We start from the raw sequence: 12,506 nt of genomic DNA, 5'->3' as shown, positions 1-12,506 counted from the left end.
TCCGCTCCTTATTCAGGGATCACCGCGATCACGTCGATTTCCATCAGCCACTGTGGCTGGCCCAAGGCGCTGACCACCAACCCGGTGGAAATCGGAAACACGCCCTTGAGCCACTTGCCGACCTCCTGGTACACCGGCTCGCGATAACGCGGATCGATCAGGTACGTCGTGGTCTTGACGATGTGGCTCAGGTCGCTGCCGGCCTCTTCCAGCAATTGCTTGACGTTGCGCATGGCCTGCTCGGCCTGGGCGCGGGGATCGCCAAGGCCCACCAGTTGACCGTTGAAGTCGGTGCCAACCTGGCCGCGCACGTAGACGGTGTTGCCGGCGCGCACGGCCTGGCACAGGTCGTTGTCCAGCGTCTGGTTCGGGTAGGTGTCCTTGGTGTTGAACATGCGAATACGTGTGTGAGTAGGCATCAGCGGACTCCCGAGAGACTGGTTTTCGAACGGTGCGAATCACTACCGAGTGCCGGGGCCTGGCGCTGGGCGGCATCTTGGTAGGCGAGGTAAATGCGTTGCTTCACGATGTGGTCGGCAATGTGCCGGGCGTCATGCCAGACACCCCAGATGAACGCCGAGCCTCGACGTGACAGCCAGGGCAAGCCGACGAAATACAGGCCCGGCTCGCTGGAAACGCCGCGTTGATGGCGAGGCTTGCCATTGGCGCCGAGGGCGTCGACCTTCAGCCAGCTGTAATCCACCGAGTAGCCGGTGGCCCAGATGACGCTGGTCACGCCGGCGGCCAACAGGTCCAGTTCCAGGATCGGCTGGGTCAGGCATTGCGGGTCGGGCAGCAAGTGACGGGCCTCAGGTTCGAGGGGCAGGTCCAGGCCGTTGCGGGCAATGTAGGCGTCGGCGGCATCCAACAGCGCCAGGTAGTTTTCGTCGCCACGAGCGATGTTTTCGGCGAGATTCGGTTCGAAGGTCACCACGCTGCCGTTGAACGATTTGGTCAGCCCCACCAGGGTGATGCCCTCGTGGGCCAACCGGCGAAAATCCACGGTATGGCCGCCACGGGCACCGCTCACCGCAATGGTGACGTGCTCCTTGCCCGGCTTGACCGCCTCCGCATCCCACTCGCCCAGCACGCCCAGCCACCAGCAGAAATCGCGGTTGCGATAGGCCCGGGGCGGACGGTCATGGGCTCCCACCGAGAGATAGACTTGCTTGCCGGCGCGCTGCAGCTCATCGGCGATCTGCACACCGGACGACCCGGCACCCACCACCAACACCGCCCCTTCGGGCAATTGCCGGGAGTTGCGATACTGTGCCGAGTGAAGCTGGGTGACCGACGTCAGATCCGGCGCAATCGGTGGAATCACCGGCCGTTGGAAAGGCCCGGTGGCGACCACCACATGGATCGCTTCGATCTGGCCTTCGGAGGTTTCGACAGTGAAGCCCGGCCGGCCGACATTGCGCTCGACGCCCCTGACTTCCACGCCGGTACGGATCGGTGCGTTGAACTTACGGGCATAGGCTTCGAAGTAATCGGCCACTTGGTCCTTGGTCGCGAAGGCATCCGGGTCGAGCCCTTCGAATTCCAACCCTGGGAAGCGGTCATGCCAGGCCGGCCCGTTGGCCACCAGGGAATCCCAACGCGCCGTGCGCCAGGCCTCGGCAATGCGGCTTCGCTCCACGACGAGATGAGGCACGCCTTGACGGCTCAAGTGCTCACTCATGGCCACGCCGGCCTGGCCGGCGCCTATCACAAGCGTATCGATACGTAGGGTTTCATCGGGCATGTCTGTGCACTTCCGGCAGTAGGTTTGATTCAGGCGGGCATGGCGCCGCCTCGGGTTTGGTTTTCTTGTTGTTCTGCGGTTGCGATGATCGAGATGAGGTGTCGAGGCGATTGTGTTGGCAGGCGGGGATTTGCGAAACGAGGGTTTTTGTCGTTGCTGGGAAGGAAAAAAATGGGCTACTGCGCGGGTGGGATGGTCACGGCAACAAGGCGCGTCTCATTTGGACTTGATAACGGGAACCTGTGGCGAGGGAGCTTGCTCCCGCTGGGCTGCGCAGCGGCCCCAAACCCGTCACCGCGGCCAGTCAGGCGGATAGCGTTCAGCTTTTTTAGGCTGCTGCGCAGCCAGCGGGAGCAAGCTCCCTCGCCACGGTACTCCGGTGCGGCAGACAATGGCTTATCCCCCCACGACGCCGGCCTGAGTGACTCACTCACTGCATACGCGCCGGAAACGCCTTGAGTTCCAGCTTTTCCATCACTAACCCGATGAATGCCGAAACCGCCAGCGGCAACTGCCGCCGGCTCGGATAGAGCACATTCAGGCCGAAGCCGATGCGTTGGTATTGCGGCAGCACCCGCACCAGCCTTCCGGCTTCCAGGTCGAGGCGGCTCAGCGCCCCCGGCAACACGGCGATGCCCAGGCCGGCGACGGTCGCCCGGCGCAACGCTTGGGCGGTGTTGGCGTGGAATCGGCTGGCGATCTGCACGTGCTCCTCGATGCCGCCCGGACCGACGAATCGCCAGTCGGTCAAGCCGCTGGGCTGGGCGAAGCTCACGCCGTCGTGGTGAGCCAGGTCCTGCAGCGAACGCGGTGCGCCACGTGCGGCAAGGTAGGCAGGACTGGCAACCATGCCGTCGCCGTCATTGCCGAGCAGTTGGCGACCGACATACCCGGAGTCCTGCAACGGACCGCCGCGAAAGGCCACGTCGATGCGGTCGGCAATCAGGTCGACCCGGGCATCGCTGAGTACGAAGTCGAGCTGCACCCGAGGATGCTCGGCTAAAAAGTCGGCGACCCACTCCATTGGGAAAAAGTCGAAGAAATCCGCCATCGCCGCAATGCGCACCAGGCCACTAGGCGCTTCGCCGCCCATCATCAGTTCCTGCCCTGCGTCCATCAAGCCGTCCACAGCGTCCACGCAACGCTCATAGAACCCCTGGCCCGCATGGGTCAACGTGAGCTTACGGGTCGAGCGCTGCAGCAGTCGTGACGCCAACTGCGCCTCCAACTGCTGGACCCGTCGGCTGACCGTGTTCGAAGGCATGCCCAGCCGCCTGGCCGCTTCAGCGAAGCTGCCACTGCGAACCACCTGGACGAACAGCGCAACATCGTTGAGATCGAGCATGGCGCGCACATTCCTTCGATTTATGGATGAGTTCAATCCGATTGTATCGACTAATCAAACCATTGGCAGGCACTTATCCTTCGCCCATCGAGGCCCAACGCCCATGATTCGGAGGCAAATCCCATGAACAGCATCGTCGCAGCGCCACCCCGCGCCATCGTCCATCGCACTGCTGGCAGCAGCCATGGGCCAATCACCCGGCTCATGAGCCCCGGCGACCTGGGCCAGCTCTGCAAGCCATTCGTGTTTCTCGATCACTTCGCCTTCAACGCCGATGCCCTGCAAAGAGGTTTCGGCATGCATCCGCATTCCGGGATCGCCACGCTGACTTACATGATCGAAGGCCAAGTGATCTACGAAGACACCACCGGCCAGTCCGGCACCCTGCCCAGCGGCGGCATGGAGTGGATGCAGGCCGGCAACGGCGTATGGCACACCGCTCGACCGGTTGCGGGTTCGCCGATCCAAGGCTTCCAGCTCTGGGTTGCGCTGCCGGCGGCAGAAGAAAATTCTCCGGCCCGCAGCGTCTACCTGGCCCCTTCCGAGATTCCCCGTGAAGGTCCGGCGCTGGTGTTGCTTGGCGAATACGGCGCAGCCCGCAGCAGCGTCGCCTCCCCGGCAGGCATGAATTACCTCGCCGTGCAGTTGCAGGACAACGAGCACTGGCGCTACACGCCGCCGGCCGGGCATACCGTCGCCTGGCTGGCGGTCAACAGCGGCGGCCTCAGCGCCAACGGCAAGGTCAATGCCGGGGAAATGGTGGTGTTCGAAGAATCCGGCGCGGCCATCGACATCGTTGCCCGGGGCGCGACTTCCTTTGTGCTCGGTTCGGCGGTCAAGCATCCCCATGGCCTGGTGATGGGCTACTACTCGGTGCACACCAGCGAGGCCGCCCTGGAAAAAGGCGAGAAAGAAATCCAGCGCATCGGCGCCCTTTTGCAACAAGAGGGTCGGTTGGCCTGACCGACCCTCGACTCAATCCCTCATTCATACCCGATCCCTTAGAGGTGAATCATGACTGACATCGGTCTCGATCTTCTGTTGTCCCGTACTCAAGTCGGCAAGCTGCCCCTGAAAAACCGCATGGTCATGGCGCCGATGACCCGCAGCCGCGCAGGCGCTGGCGATGCCGCCACGCCCTTGATGGCCGAGTACTACAGCCAACGGGCCAGCGCCGGCCTGATCATCAGCGAAGGCTCCCAGGTGTCGGCCCAGGGCAAGGGTTACCTGAGAACGCCGGGGATCTTTACCCCTGAGCAGATCACCGGCTGGAAACAGGTGACCGATGCGGTCCATGCCGAGGGTGGGCAGATCTTTTTGCAGCTCTGGCATGTGGGCCGTCTTTCCCATCCTTTGGTGCAAGTCAACGGCGCCCAACCCGTCGCCCCCTCGGCGATCAAGGCCGATGGCGAGATCTATACCCCCGAAGGCCCCAAGCCCTACGAACTGCCACGGGCGCTGGAACTCGATGAAATCCCCGGCGTGGTCGCCGACTTCCGCCAGGCCGCCGTCAACGCGAAGCTGGCCGGTTTCGACGGCGTGGAGATCCACGGCGCCAATGGCTATTTGATCGATCAGTTCCTGCGTGACGGCACCAACCAACGCACCGATGCCTACGGCGGTTCGGTCGAGCATCGCGCCCGTTTCCTCAAGGAAGTGGTCGAGTCGGTGATCGAAGTCTTCGGCGCCAGCCGTGTCGGCGTACGCCTGTCGCCGATCTTCAGTTACTTCTCGATGAGCGACAGCAACCCGCAAGCAACATTTGACTACACGGCCAGGATGCTTAGCCGCTATGGCTTGGCCTACCTGCACATCGTGGAATTGGGCGAAGGCTCGTTCGACTTCCTGGAACTCAAGCGTCGCTTCGGCGGGACGTACATTGCCAATGGCGGCTACAGCGCCGAACGCGCCGCCACGGCCATCAGCCGTGGCGAAGCGGACCTGGTGGCGTTCGGCACGCCGTTCCTGGCGAACCCGGACCTGGTGGAACGGTTCAAACAGGGCCAGGCGCTGAACACTCCTGACGCCTCGACGTTCTATCAGGGCGACGAGCGTGGTTATACGGACTATCCGACTTTGGCCGGGGCTCAAGCAGGCCAAGAGGCGTAATGCCCGAGACCTGTGGGAGCGAGCTTGCTCGCGAAAGCGGATTGTCAGTCAAGGATGATGTTGAATCTGATATTGCCTTCGCGAGCAAGCTCGCTCCCACAAGAGCTCCGGTTGACCGCAGAATTTACATTCACCACCAATCCCCTGTGGGAGCGAGCTTGCTCGCGAAAGCGGATTGTCAGTCAAGGATGATGTTGAATCTGATATTGCCTTCGCGAGCAGGCTCCCACAAGATCTCCGGTTGACCGCAGAATTTACATTCACCACCAACCCCTGTGGGAGCGGGCTTGCTCGCGAAAGCGGATTGTCAGTCAAGGATGATGTTGAATCTGATATTGCCTTCGCGAGCAAGCCCGCTCCCACAAGATCTCCGGTTGACCGCAAGACCTGCATTCACCGCCAACCCCTGTGGGAGCGAGCTTGCTCGCGAAAGCGGGATGTCAGTCAACAATGATGTTGAATTTGATATTGCCTTCGCGAGCAAGCTCGCTCCCACAAGATCTCCGGTTGGCCGCAAGACCTGCATTCACCACCCATCCCCTGTGGGAGCGGGCTTGCTCGCGAAAGCGGAATGTCAGCCAACAACTATGTTGAATTTTGAATTGCCTTCGCGAGCAGGCTCGCTCCCACAAGATCTCCGGTTGACCGCAAGACCTGCATTCACCACCAATCCCCTGTGGGAGCGAGCCTGCTCGCGAAAGCGGGATGTCAGTCAACAATGATGTTGAGATAGGGGCGGCTCAGAATGCAGCGGGCACTCAAGTGCTTTCCGACACATCAATCTGAAGCGGCACCACCCGTCTCGGCGCCGAGCCTGGTGGCGTGGCTGTCGCCGCCTCGACCAGTGCTTCTACCGCCTGTTCGGCCATGGTCACGACAGGATGAGACAGCACCGCCTGAACCAACCCCGTCTTCAACGCCTCGCGTGTCAACGGCGTCAGGTCGTGGCACACCACCACGGGCAGGCGAAGCTGCTGCGCCTGGAGGCTGCGCAAGGCACGCAACACGCCGGCGATGCCGCCACCGGCCACATACAGCCCGGCCAGGTCGGGCTCGGCTGTCAGCAAATCCAGCGTATTGCCATACGCGAATTCATCGTCCTCCAGGGTCAAGCGCGACGCGAGCAACTCCCATTCGCTGGAATGCTCGGCCAGGTAACTGCGAAAGCTCAGCTCACAGAGTTCCTGGCACTGGAAACGCTGGCTGCTGAGCATGACGGCCGCGGGGCCAGGTCGATTCGCCAAGCGGCTGATGAACCAGCCTGCCGTGCGACCGGTGAGTCGATTGTCCAACCCGACGTACCCCGTGCCGCTGGCGCTGGACAGCTCCGACAGCAACGCCACCACCGAAACGCCCGTCTCGCGCAATTTCGCAACCGCCTCCCGAACCCGTGGATGGTCCACTGCCACCACGCCCAGGCCGTCCACTTGATCACGCAGGGCCAGGATGCGTTGCGCGACGATGACCGGGTCGAGATCGTCCAGGTAACCAATGACCACGCGGATCCGTGCTCGCGTGCAGGTCGCGGCGGCGTTCGATAGCGCATGGGCGAGCCCCTGGTAAAAAGGCACGCCGCTTTTTTGCAACAAGAAGCCAAGCCGCAAGGTCGGGCGGTCGTTGAGCACCCGTTGTTCGATCACACCCTTGGCATGGAACCCCAACCGCGCGGCAGCCGCGGCGATGCGTTGGGCGGTATCGGCACGCACATCGGCGCGAAGGTTCAGCACCCGGTCGACGGTGGACAGGCTGACCCCCGCCTCCCGAGCGACATCGGCCATGGTGGGACGCAGTTTACGGCGGCGTTCTGACATGTTTTGACACCTCTGTTCGGCATCATGAGGGGTTTTGACAGATTAAGCCATCGCCCCATGGCCCCCTTTCCGACAACTCAATAGCATCAGGCCAAGCACATAAAAACAAACACAGCCGGAGTGCCCCATGACGATCCATATCTGCACCGCGCCCTGCTGCTGGGGCGTCGACGACGTCAAGAACCCTTTCCTGCCTCCGTGGCGGCGGGTGCTTGGGGATGCGGCCGAGGCCGGCTATCGCGGGATCGAGCTGGGGCCGTACGGTTACCTGCCGCTAGACGCCGAAACCGTCAGCCCCGCCTTGTTCGAACAGGGTCTGCAGGTGGTCGCCGGGACGATCTTCGACGACCTCGTCAGCCCCGCCAACCTGCCCGGACTGCTGCGCCAGACCCATGAAATCTGCACGCTGCTCAAACAACTGCCGCCCATGGAACAGCAAGCCGGCCAGCGCCATGCCGGGCCCTATCTGGTGATCATCGACTGGGGCCACGAAGTGCGCGACTACGCAGCCGGCCATTCGGACCGCGCCCCGCGCCTGGACGATGCACGCTGGAACGCAATGATGGCGCACATCCGCGCCATCGCCGACATCGCCTGGCATCAATACGGCATTCGCGCCGTCATCCATCCTCACGCGGGTGGATACATCGAGTTCGCCGACGAGTTGGCGCGCCTGGTGGACGACATACCCCATGAAGTCGCCGGGCTGTGCCTGGACACCGGGCATCTGTACTACGCCGGCATGGACCCGGTCGCGTCGCTGCGCACCTACGCCCATCGCCTGGATTACCTGCACTTCAAGGACATCGACCCTATGGTGTTCGATCAGGTCCTGAACGAACACCTCCGTTTTTTCGCCGCCTGCGCCCGGGGCGTGATGTGCCCTATCGGGCGCGGTGTCATCGATTACCAGGCGCTGCACAGCCTCGTGCATGAATTGGGTTATGTGGGCTGCATCACCGTCGAACAGGAACGCGACCCACGCAACGCCGGGAGCAGCCTCGACGACGTGGCCGCCAGCCGCGCCTACCTGGCCGGCATTGGTTTCTGATCACACAAGGACAACGACATGATCAACGGCAGCAAAACCCTCACGCGCCCCATCCGCTGGGCCATGGTCGGTGGCGGCGAACACAGCCAGATCGGCTACATCCATCGCTCGGCCGCCCTGCGCGACCGGAACTTCGAATTGGTCGCCGCGGCGTTGGATATCGATCCCACCCGGGGCCGAGTCTTTGGCCAGCAATTGGGCATCGACCCCGAACGCTGTTATCCGGACTACCTCAGCCTGTTCGAGTTGGAAGCGCAACGTCCCGATGGGATTGAAGCGGTGTCGATCGCCACGCCCAACGGCACCCACTACGCCATCACCCGCGCCGCCCTGGAAGCCGGGCTGCATGTGGTCTGTGAAAAGCCGCTGTGCTTTACCCTCGAACAGGCCGAGGCCCTGCGCAGCCTGGCGCACGCCAAGGGGCGCATCGTTGGCTTGACCTACGGCTACGCCGGGCACCAGTTGATCGAACAGGCCCGGGCGATGATCGCGGCCCAGGAGCTGGGCGAGATCCGCATGGTGCACATGCAGTTCGCCCATGGTTTTCACAGCGCGCCGGTGGAGGCCGGGAACCAGGCGACCCAGTGGCGCGTCGACCCGCGCCAGGCCGGGCCCAGCTACGTACTGGGTGACGTCGGCACGCACCCGTTGTATTTGTCCAAGGTGATGCTGCCTGATCTGAAGATCAAACGCTTGATGTGCAGCCGGCAAAGCTTCGTCGCCAGCCGCGCGCCGTTGGAAGACAACGCCTACACCTTGATGGAATACGAAGGCGGCGCCATGGGCATGGTCTGGTCCAGCGCGGTGAATGCCGGTTCGATGCACGGGCAGAAGATCCGCGTGATCGGCGCCCGTGCCAGCCTGGAATGGTGGGACGAGCGGCCCAACCAACTGAGCGTCGAGATCCAGGGCCAACCCGCGCAGATCCTGGAGCGCGGCATGGGCTACCTGCACCCCGACGCGCGGCAGGACGACCGCATCGGTGGCGGCCATCCCGAAGGGCTGTTCGAAGCCTGGTCCAACCTCTATCGCCGCTTCGCCCTGGCCATGGATGCAGCCAACCGCGGTGATGCCGAGACGCTGGCCGCCCTGCGCTACCCCGACATCAATGCGGGTGTGGAAGGTGTGCGCTGGGTCGAGCGCTGTGTGGAGTCCGCCAACAACGATGCCGCCTGGGTCGCGTATTGATCCCGGTAATTCAGTCAACGCAATACCCCTGTGGCGAGGGAGCTTGCTCCCGCTGGACTGCGCAGCAGTCCCAAAAAGGGGGCCGCTTCGCGCCCCAGCGGGAGCAAGCTCCCTCGCCACAGGTAATGAACGTTGCACAATGGAGAACAACAATGAAAATCGCCCTCGACCCCTACATGCATCGCCACCTGAGCCTGCCGGACCTGTGCCGCAAGACCGCCGAGCTCGGCTTCGAGTACTTGGAACTATCGCCACGGGAGGACTTCCTGCCCTGGTGGGTACGCCCCCGCGCCCATAAGGAGCGCATCGCCGAGTTCAAGAAAGCCCTGCGCGACCACGACCTGCAATTGGCCTCGCTGCTGCCGATGTACCGCTGGGCCAGCCCCCATGAAGACGAACGCCGGGCAGCGGTGAACTACTGGAAGGAGGCGATCCAGGTCGCCGTGGACATGGGCTGCACGACGATGAATTCGGAGTTTGGCCGTGGGCCGTCGCCTGATCGTGGGCATAAAGTCAGTTGCTGCGGTGGCGTGCACAGCCACGAATCGAGCGAAGCGGCGTGGTGGCGTTCGATGGAGGAACTGGTGCCGATCCTGGAAAGCGAGGGGGTCACGCTGAACGTCGAGCCTCACCCGGAGGATTGGTGCGAAACCCTGCACCCGGCCCTCGACATGCTCAAGACCATTGGTTCGGACAACGTCAAGTTCCTGTACTGCACGCCGCACACCTTCTACTTCGGCGACGACATGCGAGCCATGATCGCCGAGGCCGGGTCGATGATCGCCCATGTCCACATCGCCGACACCTACAACCACAAGGCCTCGTCCGGCCTGCGCTACATCGTCAACCCCCCGGGCGCCAAGGTCACCGTCCACCAACACATGGACATGCACCAGGGCGAGATCGACTGGGACCTGTTTTTCAGCGAACTGGCCAAGACTGGCTTCGACGGCATCGTCACCGCATGCGTGTTCGGCTGGGAAGAACGGGCGGACGAATCCGGGCGTTTCATGCGCAAGGAAATACAGGCCTACGTGGACAAGTACTTCAGGTAGACCGTCACGGGAGCAATGGCACGATCCGCGGCTCGATCGCCTGTTCGCTCACCTCCAGCAGCGCCAGCGTCACCGGCAACTTGAACCGTCGCCGGCCGGCGCTGCCTGGGTTGAGATAGAGCCGCTCGCCACGCCACTCGATCAGCGGCTTATGGGAATGGCCGGTGATCACCAGCCGCACGCCCGGGTCGAGTGGCGCCGGCACGTCCGCGATGTCATGGACCAATAGGACCTGCCATCCCTCCAAGTCGAATTGCAGGCAATCGGCAAGGTGTCCCGCCCATTCGGCGTCCAGATCGTTGTTCCCACGCACCACCTGCAGCTCGCCAATGGAAGCCAAGGCATCGAGGATTTCCGGGCTGCCGATATCACCCGCATGAATGATCCGCTCACAGCCTTGCAGCGCCGCAAGCGCTTCAGGGCGCAGCAGGCCGTGGGTGTCCGAAATCACGCCAATTTTCACGAAACCTTTCTCCTCGATCGTGTGTCGCCGGTTATACCTGACTCGTCGCAGTTAGCTAACGTGCTGAAATCGAATAGGATAGGCTACGCCTGGAAAGGCGCAGACCCGTCGTGGAAAGGATATGTGAATGCTCGGACGCAAGCAGCCAGAGCCCAAGATCGAAAGCCCGGATGAAGCCTTCTCCCAGCAGGCTGTGCGGGCCGGAGCTGCATTTCGGCTGACGGTGAGTTTCATGCTGGTGGTCGTCATCGCCTTCCTGGCCGTCGAAGGCTGGCGAACCTGGCGCGATTACCGTGCCGCGTTTGCGTCTGCCCGGGACTCGGTGACGAACCTGGCACGGGCGACGGCCCAGCACGCCGAAGACACCATTCGACAAGTGGATGTGGTCACCGCCGCCCTCGCCGAACGGGTGGAGGGCGATGGCCTGCAGAACATGGACGTCCCGCGCATCCATAAGCTCTTGGTGCAACAGGCCGCGATCATGCCGCAATTGCACGGGCTATTTATCTACGGCCCGGACGGCCAATGGCTGGTGACGGACAAGAAAGTCATCCCGGAAATGGCGAACAACGCCGACCGTGACTACTTCCAATACCATCGCACCCATGAGGATCGAGGCGTGCGCATCGGTGACGTGGTCCAGAGCCGTTCCACCCACGACCTGATCATTCCTATTTCCCGCCGCCTGAACAACCCCGATGGCTCGTTTGCCGGCGTAATGCTGGGGACCGTGAAGGTCAGCTATTTCGTCGACTACTACGGCGACTTCAAAATCGATGGCAAAGGCGCGCTGGTCCTGGCCAAGCGCAGCGGAACGATCCTGGTCCGACGTCCCTTCCTCGCCTCGGTGATTGGCAAGAGCCTCGTCAACAGCGTGATCTTCAGGGAGCATTTACCCACCTCCAACCAAGGGGTTGCCGAAGCCAGGGCCGTCGTCGACGATACCGAGCGCCTGTATGGCTACCGGGCCTTGACCACGTATCCGCTGGTGGTGGAAACCGGCTTGTCCCGCGAGTCGATCATCGCGCCCTGGCGCCGGGACCTGCTCAAGACCGGCCTGGTGCTGATTTTCCTCATTGCGATCCTGGTGGGCTTCGGGCTCATCGTGTTGAGCCAGCTGCGCTACCGCATGACCATGGAAAAGCAGATTCGCAGTGCCCACCAGGCCATGCGCGACATGGCGCTGACCGACAGCCTGACCGGGCTGGGCAACCGCCGGCGGCTGGACATCGCCCTGGCCGATGAACTACGCCTGGCCAGGCGCCAGGGCTCATCCCTGGCCCTGATCATGCTGGATGTGGATTACTTCAAGCGTTTCAACGACCGGTACGGCCATGCCGCCGGCGACGATTGCCTGCGGGCGATTGCGGACGCGATCGGGCAGACCATCAAGCGGCCGGGCGACCTCGCGGTGCGCTACGGCGGTGAAGAGTTCACCGTGTTGTTGCCCAACACCGACAGTGCCGGGGCGGCCAAGGTCGCGCAGCAAATCCTCGAAGCCGTCAGGGCCTTGAACATTGAACATGGCGATCATCCCCTGGGCATCGTGACCATCAGCGCCGGCATCACCACCAGCCAGCCGAGCGACGAGGATGCAACCCCGGCGGTGCTGATCAAGGCCGCGGACGCCTTCTTGTACCTGGCGAAAAACACCGGGCGAAACCGTTGGTGCAGCGCTGGCACGACGTCGGGGTGAACGCCGCGAGAGCGCCGCGCATCGGTCAGAATCGTGCAAACCCA

11 protein-coding genes and 1 pseudogene are annotated in these 12,506 nt (G+C 62.9%); 7 read left to right on the top strand and 5 right to left on the bottom strand.

Translation table 11 applies throughout. The features are described from left to right. Positions 1-8 precede the first annotated feature (8 nt). The 3 genes from M1D99_RS14865 to M1D99_RS14855 form a co-directional block, all read right to left on the bottom strand. Positions 9-419, bottom strand: coding sequence for a RidA family protein (locus tag M1D99_RS14865; protein ID WP_003201555.1), 411 nt, complete (start codon positions 417-419; stop codon positions 9-11). Continuing rightward, complete coding sequence (locus tag M1D99_RS14860) at positions 419-1,744, bottom strand: flavin-containing monooxygenase (protein WP_458132082.1); 1,326 nt, start codon at positions 1,742-1,744, stop codon at positions 419-421. The genes M1D99_RS14865 and M1D99_RS14860 overlap by 1 nt, the downstream gene beginning before the upstream one ends. Positions 1,745-2,174: 430 nt before the next feature. Then, on the bottom strand, positions 2,175-3,089 hold the full coding sequence (locus M1D99_RS14855) for a LysR family transcriptional regulator (RefSeq protein WP_458132081.1): 915 nt from the start codon (positions 3,087-3,089) through the stop codon (positions 2,175-2,177). A 123-nt stretch (positions 3,090-3,212) separates the two neighbouring features. Between M1D99_RS14855 and M1D99_RS14850 the strand changes: the two genes are divergently transcribed. The 3 genes and pseudogenes from M1D99_RS14850 to M1D99_RS14840 all read left to right on the top strand — a co-directional run. Further along, positions 3,213-4,052, top strand: coding sequence for a pirin family protein (locus M1D99_RS14850; protein ID WP_186705805.1), 840 nt, complete (start codon positions 3,213-3,215; stop codon positions 4,050-4,052). Between the two features lie 51 nt (positions 4,053-4,103). Next, entirely contained in the window at positions 4,104-5,198 is a 1,095-nt protein-coding gene (locus tag M1D99_RS14845) for an alkene reductase (protein ID WP_458132080.1), read from the top strand. Further along, positions 5,177-5,912, top strand: a pseudogene (locus M1D99_RS14840) (hypothetical protein); the annotation flags it as partial. The gene M1D99_RS14845 and the pseudogene M1D99_RS14840, both read left to right, overlap by 22 nt. A 44-nt stretch (positions 5,913-5,956) precedes the next feature. Here the strand turns inward: M1D99_RS14840 and M1D99_RS14835 are convergent. Next, the gene (locus tag M1D99_RS14835; RefSeq protein WP_434576172.1) at positions 5,957-7,009 is read right to left on the bottom strand and encodes a LacI family DNA-binding transcriptional regulator; all 1,053 of its coding nucleotides are present in this window, start codon (positions 7,007-7,009) and stop codon (positions 5,957-5,959) included. 127 nt (positions 7,010-7,136) lie between these two features. Here M1D99_RS14835 and M1D99_RS14830 point away from each other — a divergent pair, with 127 nt between their 5' ends. The 3 genes from M1D99_RS14830 (at position 7,137) to M1D99_RS14820 (ending at position 10,303) form a co-directional block, all read left to right on the top strand. Beyond that, positions 7,137-8,060: a TIM barrel protein gene (locus tag M1D99_RS14830; protein ID WP_458132079.1), complete on the top strand. Its 924-nt coding sequence runs from the start codon at positions 7,137-7,139 to the stop codon at positions 8,058-8,060. An 18-nt stretch (positions 8,061-8,078) separates the two neighbouring features. Next, on the top strand, positions 8,079-9,248 hold the full coding sequence (locus M1D99_RS14825; protein WP_458132078.1) for a Gfo/Idh/MocA family protein: 1,170 nt from the start codon (positions 8,079-8,081) through the stop codon (positions 9,246-9,248). A 152-nt stretch (positions 9,249-9,400) separates the two neighbouring features. Beyond that, complete coding sequence (locus tag M1D99_RS14820) at positions 9,401-10,303, top strand: sugar phosphate isomerase/epimerase family protein (RefSeq protein ID WP_434576166.1); 903 nt, start codon at positions 9,401-9,403, stop codon at positions 10,301-10,303. 4 nt (positions 10,304-10,307) lie between these two features. On the opposite strand, the gene M1D99_RS14815 is transcribed toward M1D99_RS14820, so the two are convergent. Beyond that, the gene (locus M1D99_RS14815; protein WP_434576164.1) at positions 10,308-10,766 is read right to left on the bottom strand and encodes a metallophosphoesterase family protein; all 459 of its coding nucleotides are present in this window, start codon (positions 10,764-10,766) and stop codon (positions 10,308-10,310) included. Positions 10,767-10,893: 127 nt separating this feature from the next. Between M1D99_RS14815 and M1D99_RS14810 the strand changes: the two genes are divergently transcribed. Next, entirely contained in the window at positions 10,894-12,462 is a 1,569-nt protein-coding gene (locus tag M1D99_RS14810; RefSeq protein WP_434576162.1) for a sensor domain-containing diguanylate cyclase, read from the top strand. The last annotated feature ends 44 nt before the right edge of the window (positions 12,463-12,506 follow it).

It is taken from the genome of Pseudomonas sp. R3-41 (genome assembly GCF_054161485.1).
Note: the sequence above shows the minus strand (reverse complement) of the source record. Positions and strands in the feature narration are given on the sequence as shown.

Bases quoted from the DNA above. Each gene is read 5' to 3' on its own strand.
- M1D99_RS14865 (WP_003201555.1), bottom strand. From the start codon at position 419: ATGCCTACTCACACACGTATTCGCATGTTCAACACCAAGGACACCTAC.
- M1D99_RS14835 (WP_434576172.1), bottom strand. From the start codon at position 7,009: ATGTCAGAACGCCGCCGTAAACTGCGTCCCACCATGGCCGATGTCGCT.
- M1D99_RS14825 (WP_458132078.1), top strand. From the start codon at position 8,079: ATGATCAACGGCAGCAAAACCCTCACGCGCCCCATCCGCTGGGCCATG.
- M1D99_RS14820 (WP_434576166.1), top strand. From the start codon at position 9,401: ATGAAAATCGCCCTCGACCCCTACATGCATCGCCACCTGAGCCTGCCG.
- M1D99_RS14810 (WP_434576162.1), top strand. From the start codon at position 10,894: ATGCTCGGACGCAAGCAGCCAGAGCCCAAGATCGAAAGCCCGGATGAA.
- M1D99_RS14855 (WP_458132081.1), bottom strand. From the start codon at position 3,089: ATGCTCGATCTCAACGATGTTGCGCTGTTCGTCCAGGTGGTTCGCAGT.
- M1D99_RS14845 (WP_458132080.1), top strand. From the start codon at position 4,104: ATGACTGACATCGGTCTCGATCTTCTGTTGTCCCGTACTCAAGTCGGC.
- M1D99_RS14830 (WP_458132079.1), top strand. From the start codon at position 7,137: ATGACGATCCATATCTGCACCGCGCCCTGCTGCTGGGGCGTCGACGAC.
- M1D99_RS14860 (WP_458132082.1), bottom strand. From the start codon at position 1,744: ATGCCCGATGAAACCCTACGTATCGATACGCTTGTGATAGGCGCCGGC.
- M1D99_RS14850 (WP_186705805.1), top strand. From the start codon at position 3,213: ATGAACAGCATCGTCGCAGCGCCACCCCGCGCCATCGTCCATCGCACT.